We start from the raw sequence: 25486 nt of genomic DNA, 5'->3' as shown, positions 1-25486 counted from the left end.
GCGAACTATCTATAAAACCCTGGTCGATTCACTCCATACTGCATTGGGATGGTCGGCACGATGGCGACGCGGTGCTCCTTTGCGCCGAGGTGCCGCCTGGCGACCACGGCGCTGCTGCTGGCCAGCAGCATGAAGGATGCGATAGAAGCTTGACTCTGAGGCCAGATGGCGCTGCTGCTCATCGAGCAATCGAGCCACGATCTGTGCAGGCGGCAAGCTCGCAAACTGCGGCTGACGGCAGACGTCCAGCACCGCCTGACGCTCCTCTTGAGTCAAGGCATGGCCGGGTGTTGCACGAGTTGCATGGGGGCGCTGGTCCTCAGTTCCCCCTGCCCAACGTCGATAGCTGTTCTGCCCAATTCCCAGCTCTTTACAAACACGGCTCAGCCGTGCACCGGCAGTCCACGCTTCATTGACCAACTGCACTATATGACGGCGATCTGCGGCATTGGTCATTCTTCCTCGTCCCCCCAGATCGCCTGGATTTTTTTTCGCAAAACCAGCAGAGCTGCGGTTTCAGCCAATGCAGCGTCTTTACGGCGCAGCGCTTGCTCAAGCTCTCGGATGCGCTTGCGCTCAGCCTTGCTTGTTTGCGAATGCTGAGCACTCACTTGGTCTAGACGATCATTGGCCTGCTCACAACTGGCACGCCAGCGACGGATCTGCTCAGGATATAAACCACGACGCCTGCAGTACTCAGCCAGCTCCTCTTCGGTCAATGCCGCTGTTTCCAGCACTGCATTGAATTTTTGCTGCGAGCTCCAGCCTTCACTATTCGCACACACGTTGGGCAACAGACGCCCGGTACTGCGCGCCTGTTGGCGCCAGTTGTACAGCGTCGCGGCTGATAACCCTTCCTCACTGGCCAGCTCACTGACTGTGCGGTTGTAAGGCGCTTGCAATTTGGCCAATATCGCTTCGCGACGCTCGGGGGAATACTTCATACAAATCTTCTCGCTGCCCCTGGTTGGAAATTGAATCTCTAAGATTGACAGAGGTTCCAACTATTCTGACAGAGGGGGCTTGTCCGCCAAGGAAGTTGAGTGACTTTTGCATTGCACGGATCGATTTGCTGCTGACATCAGCCCCTAGGAGGGCGTATGAGCGCAAAGTACATGGATTGAAAAATAAAGGAAAAAATATTTTTTAAAATTTATTATCCTTTTTTAATTTTAAAAATAGCAAAAAACTTTGTCAAATTCTGCGCTGTAAAGGCTCCTTGCTTGATGGCTGCATGTGCTGGTGCACATGATTGATTTCCTTCAGGCGCTCATTTATTGGAGCCTCAGCATGAGCAATGAAAAACAGTCAAATTCAAACATTCAAAGAGCCGAACCAACAAGTGTTGTTCGGTGGACCAAGAAGAGGCTAGGAGCGTACGTAGTAGAGACAGGCCGTGAGGTTTTGACTGTTATCGGTATTTGTTATCGATTGACGAAATCAAATGGCAAGATTGAGATTCGAAAGGTGAGTAAATCGCCTCGGTTCAGCCTCAAGGCGCATGAACAAAGCCTGCTTGAGAGGTTTGAGTGGGATAAGGGGGAAGGCAATCTTTTTGGATTGAAGGGGGTGGTGAAGAAAAGGACTCCAGTGCCTTCTAATCAAGCAGCAGAACCTAGCATTTCAGAGGAATTGGTTGAGGTGCCGAAAAAGGAGAATCAGCCTAGGAAGTCTTCTAAAGACGATAGGGAAAAGCTTGCGTTTGAAAATTTAAAGCGTGCAAAGCAATTCGAAGAGATTGGTCAAGTGGTAATCATTGGTATGAATGAACTTTGCACACTTGCGGGGAGGTCTGTTGCGTCGGTGAATCGAGATTTAAAAAATAAAGAATGCCCCTTGTACTCAGTTTTTGGTGAGACTGCTGCGCCTGAGTCAGGTGTGCCTAAGGAGTCGAAAGCCCCAAAAAAACGTGGTCCGCAACGTAAGTTGACATTGACCGATGCAGAGCGCTACAGGGACTGGTTGCTGACGAAGGGGCGTGCAGCATGATGAACTCACATACTTCCATTGCACTTCTTGCAACCCCCGGAATTTTTTACTTCGACCGAGTGAAGATCAGGGCGAACCATGCGGACATTGACCTGCACAACATTGCTCGTGCAAGAAAAAATGAGGCGACTATTCGCTTCCACAGAGAGTTCAAGTGCAATTTTGATTTGCTTCAGCCTGGAGAGGGTGAGCTGCGTGCGCTAGAGCTTGCCACGCGATTGAGTCGTGTTGAGGTGGCTTACGTAGAGTTTGCATTAGATGTTTTATGGGCCGAGCAGAAAGATGCTGACTGGCTAAAGCGTGAGCTTGAAAGGTCAATCGTGATCAAGCATCTTGGTGCCGACACGAGAGTTTACATAGGTGAAGCCGACGAAACGACGAGGTACTTTGGGAAACTGCTGGGTCAAAAAAAATTGGTGATCTATTCAGATCGTCCTTTGCGAAATGTTGGGCAAGAGTACATATCTCGGTTTCCATTTCGTACACACATTGAATTTCGTGTGAGAGGGGCTCCGCAATTGACTTCATTAGGTATACGAACAATTAGGGATCTTCTGAATTTCGATCATGAGCGATTGTTTAGAGATCTAGTCCATGTCCCTTGTTTGCCAAGCAAGAAGAAGGACCTCGGAGCGCTGGTCAGAAAGCACAGCCAACGGTCAGTCGAGGTGAGCGACAGGATGCTGACTAATGCGGCGAATCAGTGGTTGCAGGAAGCGGCAATGGAATCTCTAAATGCCAAGGCTAACACTGACAGTCAGTGGCTGAAAAGAATCAAAAGAGTAGACCTACTTGAGTGGCTCACATGGAAGTGTGATGCGCAGGTGAGGAGCCGCAACCGCCTGTAAATCATTGGTGTTGGGTGGCAGCTAAAGCTGTACTGATATAGGTATGAATTTTTTCCTACCACCCCACACACAGCGATTGCACTAACAGCATGTTTGAGGCAGCTACAGCCTTGTCTAAGGCCTTTATGCAGCATTTCATGCAGCTAGTGCATGCGAAAAAAGCGAAATGCATGGGACGAATGTTCATGCATTTTCACGCAAAAGCTTCATTCCAACCTTTTCTTAATAGCTTTCAAAATGAATCATCAGACAACACTTACGATCGCTCTCAATAGCTATCAAAAAGCCATAGTCCAGACGTCCCATTCCTTCACTGAAGTTTTGGCAGGGCCAGGGAGTGGAAAGACATCAACATTACTCCAGAGGGTTTTGCACCTTGTGCAGAAAGCAGAGGTACCGTGCAGCCCTGACCAAATTCTTGTACTGAGTTTTTCAAATTCTGCCGTCAACAACGTGAAGGTAAAGTTAGCCATGCGGCAGGAATGTCAGAGCGAGCGAGAACGAAACGTTGATCTCAGAAAGGTTAGGGTGAAAACTATTCACTCGCTCTCCCTGCACTTAGGTGGCCAGAAAAATAAGAGCGAGTTTTTGGGCGAAAAGGCTCGGAGGCAATTGGTTCAGAGCGCGCTTGAGCAAGTGTACGAAGCAGCTAATAAGTTGCCTAAAGCGAGGCGGACACTGCGACAAGCTTTTCTTAAAGGAGTGCGCTCAAACAACGAAGGTTTGCTGCAACTGCTGCAGTGCATTGACTTGATGGCTGTCAGTGGAGGCAAGGCCAAAGAAACGATTGCTAATTTTGGCTTTAGGCACTTGGAAAGAAGGGCGGCAACAGTTGAAGCAGTTGCTAGAGCGTATGGGGAAGAAAAGCGCAAGAGGAAAAAATGGGACCATTCAGATTTGATTGTCCAGGCGCTTGATGCAATGCGGGCAGGGAAGGGGGATTTGAAAAACATACGGCATGTGTTGGTAGATGAGTACCAGGATTGTTCACCCCTGCAAACTCGATTACTGGTGGAGGTGGGAGAGAGGGTTGGCAGCCTAATGGTTTTTGGTGACCCAAACCAGGCTATTTACTCTTTCGGGGGAGGTAGGTATTCCGCCTTGACTCAGTGGATGAAAGGCGTTGAGACGTTGTCATTGCCAAAGTCATATCGATTGAATCACCCACATGTGGATTTTTTGAATGCATTCGTGGAGGGCGGTTCAATCGAAGCGCTATCTCAGGATGCACCAGACCAGCAAGCGTTGACCCGAGTGATTGCTGATAGTGCATATCGGGCTTACAACTCAGTAGGCGGGAAGGTTCAACGGTTGCTTGATGCAGGTTGTTTACCGCAAGACATTTGCATCATGGCAAGAGAAAAAGCGGTGCTGGCACCCTTTGAGTCGGCGCTGCTTATGCGTGCTATTCAAACGCAACGCCTTGGTCTTGAGCGTGATTTGAGTGATATTGAAGCGGTAGCGCAACTGATGGCCGTTGCGGAGAAATACTCGGACAAAGAAGTTTTTGAGTCCAAGATTCGAGGGGTGTGCGCGACCCGTCTCAAACGTCCTTTCCTTGATGGGGATATCCAAGAGATCACGAAACGACTGCGCTCGGGTTTTCGTTCAACGAGTTGTGAGGGGCGTTTTATTGGTTGCTGGAAAGCCTATTGCTGGCTGATACGTCGAGGCCAAGGCGGGGAGGCGGTAACCCATATTCGACATGAATTGGCGCGGTGGGAGGTGGTTGCGCGGCAGTGTGAAAATGCTGCGGAGCTGCTGAAAAAAGTACGTGCTGCTGATGCCAGGCAAGGCGTAATAACAAGCACCATCCATAGAGCCAAGGGGGGCGAGTGGCGCCATGTGATTGTTGTGGGCATGACCGAGGGGGTGTTGCCGAGTTGGAGGGCGACTACTGACACATTGCTGGCGGAGGAAAGGAGGCTGTTTTATGTGGCTGCTTCACGCGCCATTGAAACAACGGCGTTTGTGTGTCACCCGCATACGTACCCGTCGTCGCATGGGGCCGTGCGGGAGGTGAGAGCTTGTGTTGAACAGAGCTCGTTTTTGAAGCCCAAAAAACTGCATAGCAAGATGAGGAGGGTGGCCCTGAGAGCATCAAGTTAAGCGACTCGATGAAGATAGCGGGCAACTAGCTTGGGCACAGCCATGACTTGATGGCTGTGCCTGTGTGGCAGTTGCTATTGATAAGGGCAATTATCGATAGTCAATCCCGGCTTAATCAAATGGAATTACAGCGGGTTCCGTGGAGGCGATCAAATCGATAGCGCTGGTATTGGTCTGCACAGTTTCGGTAACTTGTCTTAGCTACGGCTGGCGGTGTAAGTTCTATGAGGTCTTCATGGCCAATGTTAGTCGATCTGTCTTTTTGCACCCCCAAATGCTCTTCGCGAGGTGCAGCACTCAGATTTTTCGATTCAGCTGCTCGAGCACATGGATCGTAAGGCCAGGTCACCTACCTGTCGAGATTCGTGTGATCATATTCCTCGCAGAAGCTGGGCATTGTTTGAAGCCAGAGAGGTGATGCGCAGCGTTATAGAGTCCTACAAACGGGAGCAAATCGCATGAGTCAAGTCCATGCCCAAGCACGCACTACCCCAAGATGTTAATTTCCATGCAAAAATGACCCACCATTTCCATCTCAAACTGACCCACCCTGATGCTTGAGCCGTAAGGCTCAAGATGTGGATAAAGTTTTATTCTTCTCCTTCTTTGTAGTGGTGGGCTGAGTTGCACTGCTGTGCTTGAAACGGAAGCTATCGTTGCCTGTTTCGAGAATATGACAGTGATGGGTCAAACGGTCCAGTAGCGCGGTCGTCATCTTTGCATCTCCAAACACACCAGCCCATTCGCTAAAGCTGAGGTTGGTGGTAATGACTACGCTGACTCTTTCATAGAGCGTTGAGAGTAAATGGAACAGCAATGCTCCACCAGAAGAGCTAAAAGGTAAATACCCAAGCTCATCAAGGATGACCAAGTCTGTGCTCAGCAGCCGGTGAGCTAGCTGCCCAGCTTTGCCTTGGGACTTCTCTTGCTCCAAGGAGTTGACCAGCTCAACGGTTGAGAAGAAGCGCACTCGCTGTCGATGGTGCTCAATTGCTTGAACCCCTAAAGCGGTAGCGATATGGCTCTTGCCCGTGCCTGGCCCGCCAACTAGCACGACGTTGTGTGCATTGTCCGTAAACTCACATCGGTGTAGGCTTCGCACCAAAGCCTCATTGACTTGGCTGTGAGCAAAGTCAAACCCTGCCAGGTCTCTATAGACAGGAAACTTGGCGACCTTGAGTTGGTACGCAATAGAGCGTACTTCTCGTTCAGCACTCTCGGCTTTGAGCAGTTGGGAGAGCAAGGGGTGAGCTGCTTCAAATGCTGGAGATCCTTGCTCGGCCAGTTCTGTGACGGCTTGGGCCATACCAAACATCTTGAGTTGGCGCAGCATGATCACGATAGCGGCTATGGCTGGGTCATGACGCATGGCGCACCTGTCTGAGTTGGTCATAGCGCACGACATTGGCTAGGGGCTCTACTGAGAGGCTAAGTGCTTGGGGGGACGTTACCGGCTCGTGTGGTTTGGTCCCGTCAATGAGTCGATGCAAGATGTTGATGATGTGTACCTTGCGTGCAACCCCATCCTCTAAAGCCAGCTCCACTGCAGCCAGCACCGCTTGCTCATCATGCTGTAGTACCAAGGCCAGAATCTCCACCATCTCCCTGTCGCCACCGGGCTGTTTGAGAAGCTGTGCCTGTAGTGCTCTGAAGGCGTGTGGCATCTCCAGAAACGGGGCGCCATTGCGTAAAGCACCAGGTTTGCGCTGCAGCACTGCTAAATAATGGTGCCAGTCATAGATCGTGCGTCCTGGCCCTTGATGGTTGCGTTCAATGATGCGCGGATGTTCACAGACCACATTGCCTTCAGCCACTACCACGAGACGATCCACGTAAACGTGCAAACTAACAGGACGGTTTGCATAGGGGGCTGGAACGCTATAGCGGTTACGCTCAAAGTGCACCAAACAGGTGGGAGAGACACGCTTGGCATGTTCAACGAACCCATCAAATGGCCGAGGCATTGGCATAAGGGCAGCCTTCTCTTGTTGCCAGGCATCTGAGACTGAGCCAGGCAGCAGCCCATGATTGATCTCTTGCCAAAGCTCAAGGCAACGGTGCTCGAGCCAATCGTTGAGTACCTCTAGGTTTGCAAAAGCTGGGGCCGATTGCCATATACGATGGCGAGCGTCTCGCACATTCTTCTCTACTTGCCCCTTCTCCCAGCCTGAGGCTGGGTTGCAGAACTGGACCTCAAACAAGAAGTGGCTGGCCATGGCGCTAAAGCGCGCATTGACCTCGCGTAGTTTGCCTCGTCCTACCCGATCAACTGCAGTGCGCATGTTGTCGTAAATGCCTCGTGCTGGAATGCCCCCAAAGACTGCAAAGGCCCTGTTATGGGCATCAAATAGCATCTCATGGGTTTGCTGAGGATAGGCTCGTAGATAAAAAGCCTTGCTGTGACTGAGCTTGAAGTGAGCGATTTGCAGCTTGGTGCGTACCCCCTCAACAACAGCCCAGTCTTCGCTCCAGTCAAACTGAAAGGCTTCGCCAGCAGCAAAAACTAAGGGAACAAACACACCTTTGCCAGCCGTTTGCTCAACACTTTGGCGTTCCATCTTGTGGGCCCTGACGTAGGCTGCAACGCGGCTGTAGGAGCCTGTATAGCCAAGCGACTGCAGATCCTCAAACATCTGCTTGACCGTTCTGCGTTGTTTGCGAGGGCGGCTCGCTTCAATGCGCAGCCAGCCCGATAGCTTCTGGGTAAATGGCTCTAGCTTGCCTGCAAGCTTGCGCGGTGCAAGCCTTGGCTGCACAACGTCTGTGCGTAAGTACTTGCGGATCGTGTTACGAGAAAGCCCTGTGCGCCGAGCAATCTCACGAATAGATAGGTGCTCTCGAAGAGCCCATCGGCGGATGACACTCAAAGTTGCCACGTCAATCACTCCTGATCTCCTGCTGCTCACAAAAACAGCAGGTTAGGGTTAATACGTGGGTCAGATTGAGATGGAAATTACTAACTCTTGTGGGTCACTTTGAGATGGAAATCAACACTGTACCGCTGTTTGGCAAAGATGGCAGCACCGTATTGCTGCTTTTGTGCTTGCTGTGGCTGACGCACCGTCACGGCAAAGTGGGGCGTAAACGCTGATCTGTGATAGGTGAAACAGAAAGAGCATCCCATGAGGCGGATAAACGAACCAAGTTGCACGTAAGCATCAAAGCAATGCTTTAACGTGCAGCTTGAATTTAATTGAGCTACTCATTTATTCTAAATGTAAGCTGCTTGATTTGTTTGTAATTTTTGCGGCATGTGGTTTCTCATCTAGAATCATTGAAAGCCCTTTGCGGGGCGATTTCAAGGGAGTGAGGGAGATGAGTCGTTCGAGAGAAAAATGCGTGTCACTGATTTGTGCGCATACAGAGGCAAGCGCAGGAGCTCTTATGGCATGGATTCAACGTGCCAAGGCCAACATTCATGTGTTTACCGTGGGGTCCAAGCGAGTAGCAGAGGTTTGCGTTGTGCTGAGCGCGTTTCTTTTCTGTCTAAGTCCTGCTATCGCTCAGCCAACTTACACGCTGATTGCCGTCGATGAGTTGCGTGGGGTTGCGGTTTTTATACAAGAAGATCGCAGCTCTCTTGCTCGAATCGGTCAGAAGCTGGATCAGGGTTTTGTGCTGAAAAAAATTGATTCGAAGGGCGTAGAAGTTAGTTATCAAGATGCGTCCGGTTTCTCGAAGTCATTTATTCTCAAAGAAGGCCAAGATTTATATCAAATACTTGCCAAAATTAAAAAGGATGCCGACATTCTGTTGGATGTCTCAAAAACGGTGGTCGTTGAGATAAATCAATGAAAAAAATTAAATTGAGTGGGGCTGCACTGCTGTGGCATTGGCTATGTGCGGGCATTTTTTTATACGCAATTTCGGATGGCGCTGTTGCAACTACCAATTCTTTGCAGCGATTCAATGATTTGCATGCAATGTATGGGCAGACCAAACAGCCAGTAGATGAGGGGCATCTGCATGCAATCGTGCCGAAAGACTTCTCTCTAAAGTCAGCTGCTTCTGCCAAGTATCTTAGGGACATCAATGGCGTGCCAGTCATTGAAGTGGATGGCAATTTTGATGCTGGCGAGCATGGTATTCGTGCGCTGGTGGCACAAGAGTTTTATAAGAATCATGCAGACATCTATGATTTTTTGATTTTTTCTACCGGTTTCAATTTTGACTTGGGAGGCGATAGCACTTTAGGCTTTCACTCACTAGTCAAAAATGAGGTGCAAGGGCTTGGTCGAAGCTTGTTAGACAACACCTCACAATATGGCAGCACAGGAAAGTTACAGGCCACGATTGATATGGGGCCGGTTGCACGAATGGTGCTTGATCCATTCAATGCGCAGTTTGACAAGCCACTGAACACTTTTGTGCACGAGGTCATGCACCAGTGGGGCGCATACGTCAAATACAAGGATCGCAATGGCTTGATTCGTTCCGATTTGCTTGGACATCAAGGTGGTCACTGGAGCTATCTGCTTGATACGGGGGCATCGATCATGTACGGGCAGAGTTGGCGCGACAACGGTGATGGCACATTCACTGCTATCGATGGCCGAGAGTTTTTGTCCCCGATTGACTTGTATCTCATGGGGATGGTTGGCAAGGATGAGGTGCCTCCTTTAAACCTGCTGGTTGCGCCCGCAGAAGACCCCAATACGATCAACGGCATTGGAGACACGATTCGTGCGACAGCCACGAGCGTGACCATTGATGACATCATTGCTGCACAGGGGCCGCGCATTCCTTCGGTTGAGAATAGCCAGAAAGACTTTCACTTTGCATTTATCTACTTGGTGAGGCCAGGGCAAGAGCCTAGTGAGGCAGACATTGCCGCAATCAACAACCTGCGGGTTGAAGCCAGTACGCGTATCAGTGCGATGACGCGCGGTATGGCGACAGCAAACAGCTTCGTTCAGCCCTTAGGAGAGGGCCGAGCAGGCGAGCCTAGCATCTTTGTGACAGATGGGCAGCCAAGCCCGACTCCTGCGGGTATCACGGCCGCTGCAAGTTGGCTAATTAGCAAGCAGCAAATAAGCGGCGAATGGGCTGATTTGGCATCTACCAACAGCCGCGATACAACACAGGCCATGCTGGCTTTGCAGGAGCTGCAACGCGCAACCGCCATCGATGCGAGCCTGGCAACTGCTGGCAATTGGCTCAGTGGTAAAGAATTTTCATCGCCAGATGCACTTTCCAGAAAAATGCAGGTGCTTGGCAGAGCGAGCACTGCGCATGATATCGAGCGCCTGCTTGTAATGCAGAACACCGATGGTGGATGGGGTTTCACCACGCGCCACCACAGTTCTTTGATGGATACCGCACTGGCTGTCAAAGCCTTGTCTCAGCCAGCCATGGTAGATGGTAACGATGCACTGAGCCAAGCTTATCAGTACCTGCTTGCGCAACAGAATGCAGATGGCGGTTGGTCATCCAACGCAGCTGGGGTGAGTCAACTGGCGAGCAGTGCACACATGCTGGAGGTCTTGTCTTCGCGTTTGACGAGTGATCAGAAATCACGTGCATTCCACTATTTGGCAGCGCAGCAGCGCGCAGACGGTGGTTTTGGTCAAGAAAAAAGTACCAGCCACGAAACGGCTGAGGTTTTGATTGCGGCGACCCGCGCTGGTGCCCTTGATGCCATCCAGGCAAAGGCAGCCAGCAATTATCTGCTTGCACAGCAGCGCATGGATGGAAGCTGGGATGGCAGCGTTTATGCCACAGCGGTGGCCATTCGTGCATTGACAGGCACAGACGTGCCCAACTGGGCGCTAGAGAGATTCACCGCTGCACAAACTGATGTCCCCGCTGGCGTGCCAGTTCTGCTCACGGCGCTAGTCAAAAACACCAGTGGTGCACGCGTACCTGAAACAGTCTTGCGCACCTATATGGCAGACGTGAGTGGTCCTAAAGCGCGCCAGGATATCAGCCTTCCTGCATTGGCACCAGGTGCCCAGGCTCGTATTGAGTTCATTGTCCACACCCTGGGCTATAGCGGTGCGCTACGCTTAGTCGCTGAGGTCGATCCAGACGACCTCGTCGGTGAGCGGGTGAGAAGTGACAATGTGCTTTCGATTGATGTCCATGTAGGCGCACCACAAACGGGTGTTGATCTGTTGATCACGGCTGATGACATCGTCGCCAATCCTGCGCAGCTCTCCAGCCTGCCAGCTGACATACAAATCACGGCCTTAGTAACCAATGCTGGGTCATTGGCTGCGAATGCGGTCAAAGCCGTTCTTTGGGAGGGCGAGGAAGGCAATCTAAAACAATCTATCGCTGCCGAACAGGTGTTCTCCATCGGTGCCCAAGCGCAAAATACGCTGGTGTTTGATGTGATCCTAAAGCGCAGTGGTAGCCGGTTGTACACCGTCGAGCTTGATCCCGACAATGCGATAGGCGAGACGAATAAGGAAAACAATATTGCGAGTGTCAAGGTGCAAACCAGAGATGCCTTGGATGTTGCGCTCGCACAATCAGATATTCAGGTAGCGCCGACTATGTTGTCGGCAGGCGTGGATGCACAAATCCAAGTCAATGTACGCAATATTGGAACTGTCGACACCACCGACTTTACCGTGCAGTTGGTCATTCTCGATGCGCAAGCTACAGAAGTCTCCAAACAAAATGTACGCTTGCAAATCGCTTCGGGCCAGACGCGGACCGCGGAATTCACCTGGCGACCAGCCACTGAGGGTGCCCACCGTTTAGAGGTACGGCTGGACCCGGAGAGGGTACTGAGTGAGCAGGATACAAGCAACAATTTTGCAGCCCAGTCCGTGCAAGTGGGGGAGCGCTATACCGGTGTGAACATTGCTGTCAGCTACAAGAGCATCAGCATCTCCCCCCAGCCTGTGCGCTCGGCACAAGCAACCCAGCTTACGGCTAGCATCCTCAACAGCGGCCTCAGTGCCGCAGCAGGCTTCGACGTCGAATTTTTTCTTGGCGATCCGGAGCATGGAGGACTGTTGTTAGCCACTGAACGCGTTGAGGCACTGGCTGCAGGTGCCGAAACCACCATCACCACAACGTGGCAAGATCCTCGTGGGCAAGGACAGCAGCTTTTGTACGTCGTCTTGGACCGTGCGCAAGAACTCCTGGAACTACAGCGCACCGACAACAGCGCGTTCGTGGTGACCGAAATGCTGTCCTTGCCAGATTTGGCCATTGGCAGGGCTAATATCCAAGTCACACCTGAAGCGCCCGCGTCAGGCACCACGGTCTCAATTGTTGGCACCGTTGCCAATCTCGGTGACTTACCCGCCCATGACGTAGTCATCGCCATTTTTGAAGAAGACGCAGCCCAGCCATTGGCCAGCCGCGTGTTGCCCGTCATTGAAGGCAAAAATTCCGGGAGCTTCGCATTCAGCTATTTAGTCACCAATGTCCAAATGGGGCCATTGGTCATCAAGGTAGATCCGGAAGACCACATCCTGGAATTGAATGAGGCCAATAACAATGCTGTCATTGATCTAAATGCGCAAGATTTGGACTTTTACGCAGATCAGAAATTCATCTCACCCAACGGGGACGGAGTCAAAGACGACACACGGCTGAGATTCCGCTTGGCCAGTGCTGAGGATGTTTATATCACCGTCGTGCGCAAAGACAATGGCAGGGTAGTGCGCACAGCGCGTGACCCAGTGAATTGGCGGGCAGTGCAGACAGGCAGTTGGCTCTGGAATGGCACAGATGACAGAGGCGTCGTTGTCAAAGACGGGGACTACAGCATCCAAGTTTGGAACTCAGAGCGCAGCCTTGGCAGCGCCGAGGTTCGGGTGGACAACAACCGATCTTCAGTTGTCGAGGCGTTTGGGACTCGGCATGGGCATCATGCTGTTTTGATACCGCCAGACAGTGGATGGAATGTGCTGCACCACAGTTTAAGGCTTGCACCCTATGCCTATGTCTCTGAGCGGCAGACGGTGTTCGGAAGCGCTGTTTACATTATCAAAAGAATTGATGCGCGAACCGGAGCAGAGATTGTTGTCTACAGCGGTGAAGCAATGCCGCAGAATTTTGATCCTGGAGTAGACGGCTCTCGCTTGGTATTTTATCAAGAGGGCGTTTTGAGTGTGACAAATGCTTATGGCCGAGATAAGAAGATATTAAAAGAATCTGATGAATACCAAGATCGTAGCGCGTGTTTTGCAATTGGAGATGCAAACAACGAATATGTATATTTGCAGCTCAATACAAAGCTCTACAGATACGATGTTGATGGCAATGAAGAGTTAATACGAGATGAAGAGGGTATGGCAAGACGGTATTGCTTAAGCAATGAGTCGGATATGTGGGAGATGCTGTCTCCAGATAGAAAATTCATCGCAGACAGAAGTAATGGAATTTTGTCTGTCGAAACTGGCGATAATTCTTACTATCAGATAGACCAATATACGTTCAATTATTCCCCAAGAGGACCTATTTGGTCTCCAGATGCGAGTAAATTATTTTTTGAATTGTCTGACATGATCAGGATATATCCTGAGAGTGTGTACCCAAATGTAAATTCCAAGGTTGTTGTTTATGGCATTGATGGCGAAATTTTGCATGATTTCGGGACTGGGGCATTTGGTGCTTTTTGGTCTGATGATTCGAGAGAGATATATTATTACAATATATTAAAGAGTGAGTGCGGTGGCGCTCTTTGCTGGGGAGTTGGAATTTATAGCTTGGATGTTGAGACAAAAAACATTCGTCTTGTTTATGAATTTCAAAAGAATACAGGTAATCCGCCTGTGTTAATTCGAGATAAAGAAGGTGGGGTATGTGCAGCGGGTTTTTACTCTGCATTGATTTCTTACCTGGGGTGCGGTCTTTCTCTTGAATCAGGAGTGGCTATCAATCCCCAGGATAGTTTCAAGGCGTTATATCCTACCAATCTCGATGGCGAGCTATGGGTGGATGGCTATTCGATAAGCCGCCTTTTTGAGAAAAAGTTTCTGGAAGATCGGATTATTCCTGCCGGTCCGAGTAATGGTGGCATTTTGCGCGGCGCACTTGATGAGCAAAACGGTATTTTTTACTATAAAAATACTGATTCTTCAATCATGGCTTACAGCAGCACTCAAAATATGTCGGCCATGGTCAGGGTGTCGAGAGTTCCGGGTGGGCGTGCCTTAAGAATTTCTGGGACTGCGGATGACATGAATTTTTTGCGGTATTCGATTGAGTACCGTAAAGAGGGCCAAAGCGATTGGGCCGAGCTTGCTTTGCCGTCCAATGCTCCAGTTCGCAGAGGTGTTTTTGTTGGCGCTTGGGTACCGCCAGGAATTGGAGTTTATGAAATCAAGTTGACAGTAGAGGACAGGGCTGGCAATAAACGTGCTGAAATTACAAGAATTAATTATGGTATCAATCCTGCAGTAACTGATTTGAAGCTGTCAGAGCAATATATTTCCCCAAATGGGGACGGTGTCCAGGATGATGTGAAAATTTCATTTCGCGTACTGGAGCCGGTTAATTTTGATATAGAGATACTTGATGAATCTGGACATCTTGTCAGACGAGTTGAACTCAGTTATCCATCTGGGGGGGTGACTGACGAATATGTATGGAATGGCCGAGACCAGAATGGCAGCATAGTTCCTGATGGATCATATCGCATCGTTGCTGCCGATTTTGAGTGGGTACTTGGCATTGATACAGCTCCGCCCATTTCCTTAAAAGGCACCCACGAGCTTCTATTCATGGATCATCCATTTTTTCAGAAGGATGACCAAAATGGAATGCCGTGTCAAATCATTAAAGGTTCTCATCGATCTTGGGAAAACAATGTTGATGGGAAGCGAGTTTGCCTGAATACGGAGGCCTTGGGCTGGAGTGTTCAAGATGAAAATCCTGGGAAAATGGTTTTGCAACGAAGAAGGCTGGGAGATGGCTACTGGATTGACATTTACTCAGGTAATTACGCGGCCAGTGATCCACATTATTGGTCAATGAAGGACTACGAACTTTTGTCTGGTGACGAATATCGAATTGTTGCTGATGATTTGGCTGGAAATATTTCGATCAATGTGGGGCGTTTAGTACAGGATGTTTCAGTTGTTTTTGTGGATGGTGAGGCCGTTGAGTTGGGTATTAATTCTATTGTTGATGCTGAAAATATAATATTGGAGGCGGCAAGCACGTATGCCGAGAAGCCGCGTTCAGTTGTACTGCGCATAAGTAGGGAAGATGTGCCGGTCATGTCGGTGTCTGCTGTGTTTGATAAAGGTTTTGCTGTAGCGATAGTCGATACCTCGTTGCTCGATAGCGGTGAGCGTTATCAATTCCATTTTTTGTTTGACTTTATAAATGCTGGCGAGCAATCAACGCGCAACCATGAACTGTCGTTTAGTAAGTCGACAGATGCTGGTGAGTCGGCTGATGCCGCGAGCGTTCATCCAGGAAGCCATATCGACTACTCCTATACACCGCCATCTCTGTTTGATGAGCGTGTTCGATACGATGTGTATCTGCAGAGTGATGAGGATTTGAGGTATCTATCTCCTGTCTATATTGGTGGTTTGTTATTCAGAATTTCTGGTGATTTTAGGGCTTGCGTAAAATATTTTGTGATTATAAAGCCCTATTATATTGATACGCTTGGTCAGAAAATTTACTACTCTGAAGGTGGGAAGACCTTGGCTGCAATTTCTTGCAATGGTTTGTCAGTAAAGGTGGCTTCGAATCCTCAAGCGTGTAGCTCAAATGCAAGTAGTCCGCTAAGTATTGAGTTGAATCCAAATAAAAGTGCCTCATCTTCTGAGGTGCCAAATTTGGACCATTTGGTATTTGGTCGGCGCATTGATGGTGTTGAAGATATCTTTTTTAATGCCATTTCACCTTCGTATGGAACTGCTTATTTTTCGAATATTTTACCGGCCTCTCAATCGGGAGAGTGGTTCGCTCGTATGCAGGATGTAGAGGGTAAAACGTTTGAAACTCCTGTTGAGTTAACGGTTGATTTTTCCCCGCCTCTTTTGCAAATTACCAATCCTCATAATGCTCAAAAAGTATGCGGACGGATGATTTATGATGTGTATCAAGCTATTCCTTCACTGCGTGCTGGTGTGGAAATTTTTTCGCGTATTGACGACCCTGAAGGATGGTTGTATTTCTCCAGTGTGAGATATATTAACCCAGGTAAACCCTATGCAAGAACCACATTTAGAGATAGTCCAAGTCCCTCAATGGAGGTAAAACGTGGTGATGTTTTGCGAGAGCAGTTTCCTAAGGAAAGAGATGCTGAACCCATTGCTATAAATGAGGGATACGAAGGGCCTATATCAAGACTTTTTGATTTCACAGGTGAGGTGGCTGTTGATGTGAAAGTTTCAAATTGGGCCGGTATGCAAACTTGTGAATCGGTGCAATTTTATGTAGATGCCAGTGTTGACGTTGACTTGCCTACCCTGAGTACGCGCTTGTTTTCACCCACTCTTGAAGAAATGTTTGTTTTTGGCAATGCGGATGAAGCAGTCACTCTGCAAGCGGTCGTTTATGAAACAAAAACGGAAATTGTTGAAGGGCGAGAACGCCTAATACCAAACTACGACAGGCCGGTACGCCGTTTTGACCCTCTTTCGCTGCAGCCAGGTAAATTTGAAATCGTCTGGGACGGTAATGGAGATGGGGCAACTCGACTGCCGGATGGTATGTATGCATTTGAATTTGTATTCACAGATGACTGTGGATTGACCAAAACCTTTTCGGCACTGGACCGGTCATCCTTGATTTTCGAGATCGATGCGACTGCACCGGCATTGGCAATTGACTTCCCTGGCGCTGGCGATGCCCTGTCGATGCTGGTTGGTGTCATTGGATCGGCAACTGACCGTAATTTCCATGCTTGGGGTCTGGAATATGCCTTTGGCCATGCGCCAGAGGATGAAGACTGGGTGTCGATTGCGAATGGAGGTGGGGCGCAACAAAATGCGCAGTTTGCGGTGTGGAATATGTTGCATCTGGAGCCTGGTCCCTACAGTCTTCGGCTTAAAGCCATTGACAAACCTGGAAATGAAGCGCAATTGGTTGTTCCAGTCGAGCGAGTGGACGCGCAGTGGCTGCTCGAGTATGCAGAGGCCGCGCCTGAACTGTTTTCACCCAACGGAGACAACCGGCTTGACGTTGCTGCACTGCGTTTTGGCCTTCAGGGCGAAAGCTTGGTAACTGTGCGTGTGCTGCGCGCAGGAGTGCCGGTTGCGCTGTTGCTGGATACAGTGCGCCTGCCCGCTGGCACCCATACCGTTCAATGGGACGGCTTAACACGAGATCGCGTTCCTGCTGTGGATGGGGTGTACCACTGGATGCTGGAGGTGCATTCAGCCCTGAACCCAGGACTGATGCAAGCTGAACGTATCCAGCTTGTGCTTGATGCGACAGCGCCAGCACTGCAATTCTCGGTTGTCGATGGACAACACATCAAAGGCGAAACCGAAGTGCGAGCCACGGTGCAGGATATGCACTTAGAGGAATATGCGATTTCTGTTCAGCAAAATGGGCTTGTCACGCCACTGCTCTCAGGAACAGAGAGCTTGAGCGCATTATCTATTGGCGACTTGCGTGAATTTGAGGAGGGTCCGCTGACTCTCCGTGTCCGAGCGAGTGACCGTGCAGCGACTGAGGCGATGCTGAATGTGGATGTAGTAATAGACAACACTGCCCCTGTATTGGCTCTTGTGGAGCCTGCGGATGGCAGCTACCACTCCGGTTCAGAGCTAAAGCCCATAGAGGCAGGGATTGATGAGCTGAACCTTAAGCGATGGACGCTAAGTTTGGTTGACCAGGCAGGCGTGCAGCAGTTGCTCTATGAGGGCGGCAGTTGGCCTTTACTTAGCTCTCTTACATGGCGTCCAAGTGACCATGCAGATGGCAATTACAGTCTGCAATTGACAGCAGAGGACCATGCAGGTTGGGTTAGCTCTTTGTCGCACCGCGTGGTCGTAGACAGCACTGCGCCTATAGCATCGATTGAATTGCCTGCCCAAAGCGCAGCAGTTGAGGGGGAGACTCCAGTTATTGGAACTGCTACTGATGCCAACTTAGAAGAGTATTTGCTCGAAGTGGCGCCAGGCGTGATAAGCCAGGCCAGCCGCTGGACTACCCTTGAAAGGGCCAGTACCGGCGTCAATAACGAGCAACTTGGTATGTTGCCTGCACTGCCCGATGGCGTCTATACGCTGCGCTTGACCGTGCTGGACAAGGCGGGCAACCGCTCTGAGGCCATCACAGAGCTGCGGTTTAACAACGGCATACCAGGTGCGATCGTTTTGACAGGCGCTATCGAAGCGGGCGAGCGTGTGCGTTTGAACTGGAATTTGACAGAACCTGTGCCGATCAAGGGCTACCACGTCGAACAAAATGGCGTGCAACTGACCAGTGCGCTGTTGGAAGAAAACACCTACCTGGTTGATCAACCTGGGGGCGGTGCAGCCAAATTTGTGGTGATTGCGCATACGGAGACTGGTCGCACTTTGCGTTCGAACGAAGTGTCGCTGACCTTGAGTGCGCCAGGCTTGCAAGCATTTATTGCTTCACCACGCAATAGCGCAGTGGTTTCAGGCACGGTTCAGGTGCTTGGGACTGCTCACAGTAGCCGTCAGGAGCTGCGTGAATACACGTTGGAACTCGCGCCAGGAAGCAATCCGCAGCCATCAGACTTCGAAACTGTGCGGCGCTCGACAATTGGTGTACAAAATGGCGTGCTAGGGCAGTGGGATACGGCTGGTTTGGCAGAAGGCTCAGAGCACACTTTATTGCTCAGCGTCTGGGACATTGAGGCGCGTGTCCAGCGCGCCCGTATTACTGTCAGTGTTGACAATGTCGCGCCTGCCAAACCGACAGGTTTGACTGGCAAGCCAATGGGCAGTGATGTGAGCTTGGCTTGGGATGCCAATACCGAAGCCGATCTGGCTGGGTATTTGCTGTACCGAGATGGAGAGCTGGTCAATGGCAACGAGGAATCCAGCTCGCCCATCACCGCCTATTTGCTGCACACGAACCATTACTTGGACCAGCAGGTGCCCGATGGCGCAAGTATCTACACCGTTCAGGCGGTGGATCAGGCAGGTAATGTCAGTGCGCTTTCCGATCCTGCTGGTGTGCAGTTAGATAACCGCGCGCCCAAGGCCATCATCACCAGCCCTCAGTCAGAGACCAGAGTGAATGCCGCCGTTGTGTTGCTGGCAACGGTAGAAGATAAAGATGTTGCCAGTGTGCAGTTTGAGTTTCGTTTAGAGGGGCAGACCCAATGGGAGAGACTCGGTAGTGCACTCACGCAAGAGCCGTTCACAGTGCCGTGGAATCCAGCAGGCCTGTCAATGGGGCCCTACGAATTCCGAGCTGTGGCGACTGACCGCAACCACAACGTTGACCCTGAGCCTGCGGCCATTAGGTTGGTCTATACAGATACGCCAGTGCGCACAGCCACTGCTCGTGTTGACGGTCGCAGGGTCACCATTGACTGGGTACCAAGCGATGTCGCTTCTGTGCGGGAGTACCAGGTTGTTAAGAACGGCTGCTGCATTTGGCAGTCGGTAGAAGCTGGGCTCAATACGCTTAGTTTCGATGGCATGAGCGATGATCTGCATGTCTTCGAAATCTATAGTCGTGATGCTTCAGGTAACCGGGTAGATCAAACCTTGTCAGTCACGGCCTTGGTGCATACACCGACCCTGGAGCAGCCCTATTCACCCGTGGCTACGCGCAGTGTCGACCTGCAAGGTAAAGGAACCAAAGAGCACACAGCTGAGTTGCGAGTCGCCCATGATGGTGGCGAGGAGCTACTGAGTGTTGAGGTCGGCAGTGATGGGCAATTCAAGTTTGTGGACGTGCCGTTGGCAACTGGGCGTAATGACTTCAGTCTTGTCTTACTGGATGATCTGGGCAATCGAAGCAATCGGGCTTCAGCATACATTGTTACGGCAATTCCGCCTGCAACGCCGTTGAACGTGACATCCGATATCGGACCTGATGCCCAGGTGTCATTGCAATGGGATGCAAATAGCGAGCCGGATATCTTGGGGTATGCGGTTTTGTATGAGGGGGGATTAACTGCCCAGCAAATCAGTCAATGGGACTATCTGGAAGTCGACGCGCTCATATACCGTGTCACCGTGCGTTCGTCTTATCAGGGCGAAGTCGTGCTTCGTGCGCACGATGGTTTTGGCTGGATACCGCTTGCCAAAGCAGTCTTAACTGGAGGTGCTTACACCTTTGATTTGGATGTTCCCTACAAGACGTCTAGGCTGTCGGTGCAGCATCAGGCGACCAACTACCCGGAGTTCTCGTTCGAGCTTGAATACGCCCCCGTATTTACAGAGACTCAATGGACCGGCCAACTCCCGAATGGAGAGTTGGAGCTGGCTGTGATAGCAGTGAATACCGTGGGGTTGAGCAGCCCACCGAGTGATCCTATAAAGCTTGAGATCGATAACGGTGTGGAGCTGCCGCAGGCGCAAAACCTGACGGTGAGCCTGCCCGCTCAAGCCAATGCACTGCAAGTTGACTGGCAACATCCTGCACCTATGGGCACGGTGGACCGCTACCATCTCTACCGCGCTTTACAGGCTGGAGGGCCTTATCAGCGGATTGCTAGCCTAGACACCGGTTCAGACGGCTATCTGGATAGCGGACTGGTTGGTGGGAAAAGCTATTTTTATGTGGTTCGCATGGCCGATGCGTTGGGCAATGAAAGTGCCGCCTCGAATGAAGATTCAGGTGTGCCACGTGCGGCGATTGAGGGCGCGCAGTTGTTCTTCCCTGCGCAATCCAATGTGCCTTTCCATACCTCTCGTGGAGATGTTGCGGTGCATGGTATGGCAGTGCCAGGCGCTTCCGTGCAGTTGCGCAGTGACGGTGGTCAAGTGCTTGCACAAGCTAAGGCAACAGAGAGTGTGGAATCCACACAAGTACAGACTCAACTGGCATTGGGATCGTGGTCACCGGATGGCCGCTATCTGGTGACGCACAGCGTCAGCAGGTGGCAGCTCTATGGTGAGCCTGCCCAAGGGCAAGGATTCTCGCTGATCCGATCTCAGGCGTCAGGAGTGGATTCGGACATCACCTGGAGTCCGGATAGCCAGTACTTTGCTTATACAAATGCAGGTCAGATATGGATCCATCACGTGGCCGACGGTGTGACAGTGAACCACACGGCTAGTGATGTTGATGGCATGGACTGGAGTCGCGAGTACGGCTTGACCTTCGCTTTGAACGGATCGCTTTACGCCCTAGAGTCTGTGACTTCGGAGCCTAAGTTGCTTCTCCAAGGGGATAACAATCAGCACCCGCGATGGTCTCCTGATGGGCGCATGCTGCTGTATATGCAGAGCACCTCAGACAGTAACAGTACTAATAGAAGTGTTGTTTCTGTCTTAAATCCAGAGACGCATGAGACAGAGCAAGTGACGTCCATTTTGCACAGTTTTAGAGTAGTGCCCCCTGTTGAGTGGTCACGTGACGGAGCTACTATCTTGTGGTCTGAGGGCGATTCTAGATTGATGAGCTACCGCCTCAGTGATGGATTGACGACTTCAGTTTTTGAGGGGATATCTCATGATCAGGTGCATATCCTCCCCTACACAGATGCTTTAGTTTTTCGCACAGCGAACGGTTACCAAACGAATGGTGACGTGCAGGATGCCGCACATTTTCAAAGTATCCCAGGGAATGCTGCAATATCAAGCGTTCTAGCTGGAGGCCAAGTAGCCTATACCCAGCGCGGCGCAGGAGACTGGGTGCATGCGTTGGTCAAGCCAGCGGGCATGTTTGTATTCACTGAGATACCGCTTGCGTTTGGTGATAACCGGTTAACTGCACACGCCAGTAGTGCACTGGGTTCTGCGGTCTCTGATCCTGTGAGTATTGTGCGCGCATCACAAACCGAGCTTCTGCCAGATTTGGAAGTTCGTGCTGAGCAGATTCTGCTGATTCCCAGCGTCTTGCATCAGGGGGAGACTACGCGTGTTGCAGTGCGCGTCTTCAATATCGGCACCAGTCCGTCGAGACCAGTTCGAGGCAGTTTGGTTGCGGTACACAATGGCGATGCACAAACCATTGGCCAGTTGAACGTTCCGGCCATCGCCGCCGGATCATCGGCTTCCCTTACGCTGGACTGGACCCCGCTGCAAAGCGGCACGTATCAGTTGGTAGTGTCGATTGACCCCGAGCGCAGTGTGAGCGATGCAAACCGCGACAACAATATTGCTTGGCGGGATGCCACGGTCTTAGCCGTGGGCCAAAGCCTGGACATGACACTCAAGTTAGACAAAGGCATCTACCAGCCAACCGAGCAGGTGGCGATTGAGCTGGAGCTGCTCAACGGCGGTGCACGCGCCTCTGGCGTGATCAAACTGTTTGTCGAAGATGAGCAGGGCTATCTTGTCGCCACCTTGCCAGACATTGCGGTGGGCAATATCGATGGTGGCCAGCGCAGGAGCTTTGAGGCACACTGGACCTCAGGCAACACGCTGCCTGGTGCGTATCGCGTGCGTGCGCAATTGCGCTCTGGCTCCAACACCCTGGCGCAGACACAAGCGGCATTCTCGATTGCACAGCAGCAAGGCACAGCGGTTGCGCGCATCTTCAGCGATCGCAGCAGCTATGTGCGAGCCAATAGCCTGAATCTGACAGGCACGGTCGACTTCAGTGGCTTTGGTGCAGAAGTGGCGCAAGTGCCGGTCACCATCACCATCCGTGACCCGAACAACACCGTCGTCTTCACCGATACACGGCAATACGCACCGCGAGAGCGTATCACCATGCATGTCGTCTGGGCCTTTGGCAGCCTGCCATATGGCGCATACCAAGCCAGCATCGACGTGGCCTCCCCTGCGATAGCCCAATCAGAGACCAGCTTCGCGCTGGTAGACAGTGGCACTGTGCAATACACGGGCAGCCTGTCGCTGTCAGCGGACAAAGTGTTGCAAGGCGACTCGTTCACGGTCGAGGCCATCGTAGCGAACACCGGTACTGCGCTGATAGAGCGCCTGCCCGTGCGCTTGGTCGTGACCGAGACGCACAGCGGGCGTGTGGTGGTGCAGCGATCGGACACCGTGACAGTAGTGCCGGGTGAGTCTGCACGCATCTCGGCGCAATTCAATACCCTTGGCTGGCTGCTGCGTGCGCATACGGTGAGCCTGCAGGTGGATGGCTCGGCCATCAAAACAGCCATGAAAACCTATAGTGTGCTGCACCAAAAGGCCTTCTCCGTATACGAAGCACAGCCACCTGTCGTGGCCATCCTCAGCCCCACAGCAGGTAGCTTTGTGCCTGAGGCGCCGGTGTTGCGTGCCTCGGCCTATGACCTGCTCTCCAACATCTCCTTGGTCGAGTACCGCATACAAGGCGGAGTGTGGCGTGAAATGGAGCCTGAGCCAGGCAGCTCGGCAGTGTATGCGGCGCAGCTAGGTGCATTGGCTGACGGCGCCCACACGGCAGAAGTGCGGGCCAGCGATACGTTTGGCAACCAGTCACCGCTCCAGTCGGTCGAATTTATCGTCGACTCGCTGCCGCCGCGCATTGCCATTGAGGGCGTTGTCAATGGTGAGCGATACGACCAAGTGACGCCATTGATCGAAATCAGTGACCTCTATCTGGCGACAGCGCAAGTGCGTTTAAACGGCGCTGCCTATGAATCAGGCACGCCAGTGACCAAAGATGGCAGCTACAGCCTAGAGGTGCGGGCCAGTGACCTGGCTGGCAACACCTCAGTCTCTGCGGTGACCTTCTTCGTCGGCACGGGCGTGAGTCCGAGTGACGAAGCACCGCCAGTGGTTAGCATCTTGCAGCCAGCAGCAGGCAGTTACCTGAAAAATGCGGCAGAGCTGCAGGTCAGCGCAGTCGATGCCGACAGCGGTGTGGCGGAGGTGGTCTACCAAATTGGCACAGGCCCTTGGCAAGGCATGCAGCCAACAGCGGACCCGGCGCAGTTCAGCGCCTCTTTGGCACACCTCACTGACGGAGCGTACAGCGTGGCTGTTGTGGCCGCCGACCTCTCTGGCAACCGCTCTGATGCGACATCGGTGGCGTTTGTGGTGGATGCGACAGCGCCAGTGATACGCATTGAAGGCGTGGAGAGAGAGCAAAAATACCTGACAGCGGTCACCATTCGAGCGCAATTCTTGGATCTGAATCTGGAGCGCGGCGAACTGCAACTCAATGGCCAGCCGTTCAGCAACGGTGCCTTGGTGGAGGAACCGGGCGTGTACGTGCTGACAGCCTATGCCCTTGATAAAGCGGGCAATGAAAGCCATGCCAGCGTTCGTTTTGAAATCCTTGCAGCGGATGTGCTGGCACCGCTGGTCACCATCGTGCAGCCCACCGATGGCGCGGTGCTGACGCAAGCGGGCCAACTGGTGGTGAACGCAGTGGACGAACAATCTGGTATGGGCACAGTCGAGTACCGCCTGAACGGCGGTGCTTGGCAGGAGCTGGCCGCGCAGGCTGATCCAGAAATGTTCGAGGCAGCGCTAGGTGATTTAGAGGCCGCAACGCACACCGTAGAAGCGCGCGCAACGGATGTGGCTGGCAACGTGTCGCAGCCAGTCAGCACCCGCTTCACCATCGCAGAGACGACTGTGCCGATGGTCGAGATAGTGCAGCCAGCCTCTGGAAGCTACCTGCAAGAAGCAGGCTTGCTGAGCGTGCGTGTGCTCAGCGCTGTGGCAATTGAGCGCACCGAATACCGGTTAGATGGCGGGCCATGGTTGCCGGTGCCGGGCGCGGGGGGTGACATGTTTGAAGTCAGCCTGAACACGCTGAGTGAAGGCGAGCGCAGGCTTGAAGTGCGAGCGATAGACATGGCGAGCACCATGTCGCAAGTGCAGCAGCGCAGGTTCTACATTGATCGCACGGCACCACAAGTGAGCGTCTTGCGGCCAGAGAAGTCCAGCTACTTCAATAGCCAACAAGCCCCATTGGTGGTTGACGCCTTGGATGCGATCTCAGGCGTGGCCAGCGTGGAATACCGACTTGGCGCAGGGGCCTGGGCAGCAATGGCCGAACAAGGCAGTACCTACAGCGTGTTGCTGGCCCAGTTGGCAGAAGGGCTGCAATCGCTTGAGTTGCGTGCCACAGACAAAGCGGGCAATCAAGCCATGTTAGTTCACCCCTTCATCGTGGACACCGTGGCTCCGCTGATTGAAGTGAGGGGAGTGGTAAACGGACAGCGATTTGATCCAAGCACCACACCATCGCTCACGCCGAGCATCGTGGTGACTGATGAGAACCTGGACTCCTACCAGATCACGCTCAACGGCCAGACCTATGTGCCGGGCAGCTCGATTGCGCTGTCATTGGGGACCTACCAACTGGTGATAGAGGCGCTGGATAAGGCGGGCAACCGCAGCCAAGCAACGATTGGGTTTGTGGCAGGTGATGCGGTGACAGCGGCGCCGATACCGGTGCCACTGCTGGACAAGGACGGGGTCTACTTCTTGCTGCTCTTGTGCATGCTTGGGCTGGCGTATCGATACGGAAGATGGGGGAGCGCACGATGAATGGCGTAGTGGCAATAAAGAAGAGGGAGAGCTTCATGGGGTGGAGAAAGTGCGTTAGCG

General features: G+C 52.0%; 9 protein-coding genes. 5 read left to right on the top strand and 4 right to left on the bottom strand.

All coding sequences use genetic code 11. From position 1 onward, the window contains the following. Positions 1-9 precede the first annotated feature (9 nt). Positions 10-456 (bottom strand): transposase, encoded by a 447-nt coding sequence (locus tag E8K88_RS16310; RefSeq protein ID WP_136407741.1) that lies wholly within the window; start codon positions 454-456, stop codon positions 10-12. Beyond that, a complete protein-coding gene (locus tag E8K88_RS16305) occupies positions 453-944 on the bottom strand; it encodes a transposase (RefSeq protein ID WP_136407740.1) in 492 nt (163 codons plus the stop codon). Before E8K88_RS16305 ends, E8K88_RS16310 begins: the two co-directional genes overlap by 4 nt. A 346-nt stretch (positions 945-1290) precedes the next feature. Here E8K88_RS16305 and E8K88_RS16300 point away from each other — a divergent pair, with 346 nt between their 5' ends. From E8K88_RS16300 to E8K88_RS16290, 3 genes are all read left to right on the top strand, one after another. Continuing rightward, positions 1291-1989 (top strand): hypothetical protein, encoded by a 699-nt coding sequence (locus E8K88_RS16300; protein WP_136407739.1) that lies wholly within the window; start codon positions 1291-1293, stop codon positions 1987-1989. Further along, the gene (locus E8K88_RS16295) at positions 1986-2837 is read left to right on the top strand and encodes a hypothetical protein (RefSeq protein WP_136407738.1); all 852 of its coding nucleotides are present in this window, start codon (positions 1986-1988) and stop codon (positions 2835-2837) included. The genes E8K88_RS16300 and E8K88_RS16295 overlap by 4 nt, the downstream gene beginning before the upstream one ends. A 150-nt stretch (positions 2838-2987) precedes the next feature. Further along, on the top strand, positions 2988-4946 hold the full coding sequence (locus E8K88_RS16290; protein WP_136407737.1) for a UvrD-helicase domain-containing protein: 1959 nt from the start codon (positions 2988-2990) through the stop codon (positions 4944-4946). Positions 4947-5517: 571 nt separating this feature from the next. Here the strand turns inward: E8K88_RS16290 and istB are convergent. Both istB and istA read right to left on the bottom strand, forming a co-directional pair. Further along, complete coding sequence (istB, locus tag E8K88_RS16285) at positions 5518-6315, bottom strand: IS21-like element helper ATPase IstB (protein WP_136407736.1); 798 nt, start codon at positions 6313-6315, stop codon at positions 5518-5520. Continuing rightward, positions 6305-7831, bottom strand: a complete 1527-nt coding sequence (istA, locus tag E8K88_RS16280) for an IS21 family transposase (RefSeq protein ID WP_136407735.1) — start codon at positions 7829-7831, stop codon at positions 6305-6307. The genes istB and istA overlap by 11 nt, the downstream gene beginning before the upstream one ends. Before the next feature lie 499 nt (positions 7832-8330). Between istA and E8K88_RS16275 the strand changes: the two genes are divergently transcribed. Both E8K88_RS16275 and E8K88_RS16270 read left to right on the top strand, forming a co-directional pair. Next, positions 8331-8741 (top strand): hypothetical protein, encoded by a 411-nt coding sequence (locus E8K88_RS16275; RefSeq protein ID WP_136407734.1) that lies wholly within the window; start codon positions 8331-8333, stop codon positions 8739-8741. Beyond that, entirely contained in the window at positions 8738-25426 is a 16689-nt protein-coding gene (locus E8K88_RS16270; protein WP_136407733.1) for a CARDB domain-containing protein, read from the top strand. The genes E8K88_RS16275 and E8K88_RS16270 overlap by 4 nt, the downstream gene beginning before the upstream one ends. Positions 25427-25486: the final 60 nt, after the last annotated feature.

It is taken from the genome of Lampropedia aestuarii (assembly GCF_004803635.1).
Classification (GTDB): domain Bacteria; phylum Pseudomonadota; class Gammaproteobacteria; order Burkholderiales; family Burkholderiaceae_C; genus Lampropedia; species Lampropedia aestuarii.
This window is presented reverse-complemented; position numbering and strand designations above follow the sequence as displayed.

Excerpts from the sequence above, each read along its gene's own strand:
- E8K88_RS16310 (WP_136407741.1), bottom strand. The coding sequence starts at position 456 with ATGACCAATGCCGCAGATCGCCGTCATATAGTGCAGTTGGTCAATGAA.
- E8K88_RS16305 (WP_136407740.1), bottom strand. The coding sequence starts at position 944 with ATGAAGTATTCCCCCGAGCGTCGCGAAGCGATATTGGCCAAATTGCAA.
- E8K88_RS16300 (WP_136407739.1), top strand. The coding sequence starts at position 1,291 with ATGAGCAATGAAAAACAGTCAAATTCAAACATTCAAAGAGCCGAACCA.
- E8K88_RS16295 (WP_136407738.1), top strand. The coding sequence starts at position 1,986 with ATGATGAACTCACATACTTCCATTGCACTTCTTGCAACCCCCGGAATT.
- E8K88_RS16290 (WP_136407737.1), top strand. The coding sequence starts at position 2,988 with ATGCGAAAAAAGCGAAATGCATGGGACGAATGTTCATGCATTTTCACG.
- istB (WP_136407736.1), bottom strand. The coding sequence starts at position 6,315 with ATGCGTCATGACCCAGCCATAGCCGCTATCGTGATCATGCTGCGCCAA.
- E8K88_RS16275 (WP_136407734.1), top strand. The coding sequence starts at position 8,331 with ATGGCATGGATTCAACGTGCCAAGGCCAACATTCATGTGTTTACCGTG.
- E8K88_RS16270 (WP_136407733.1), top strand. The coding sequence starts at position 8,738 with ATGAAAAAAATTAAATTGAGTGGGGCTGCACTGCTGTGGCATTGGCTA.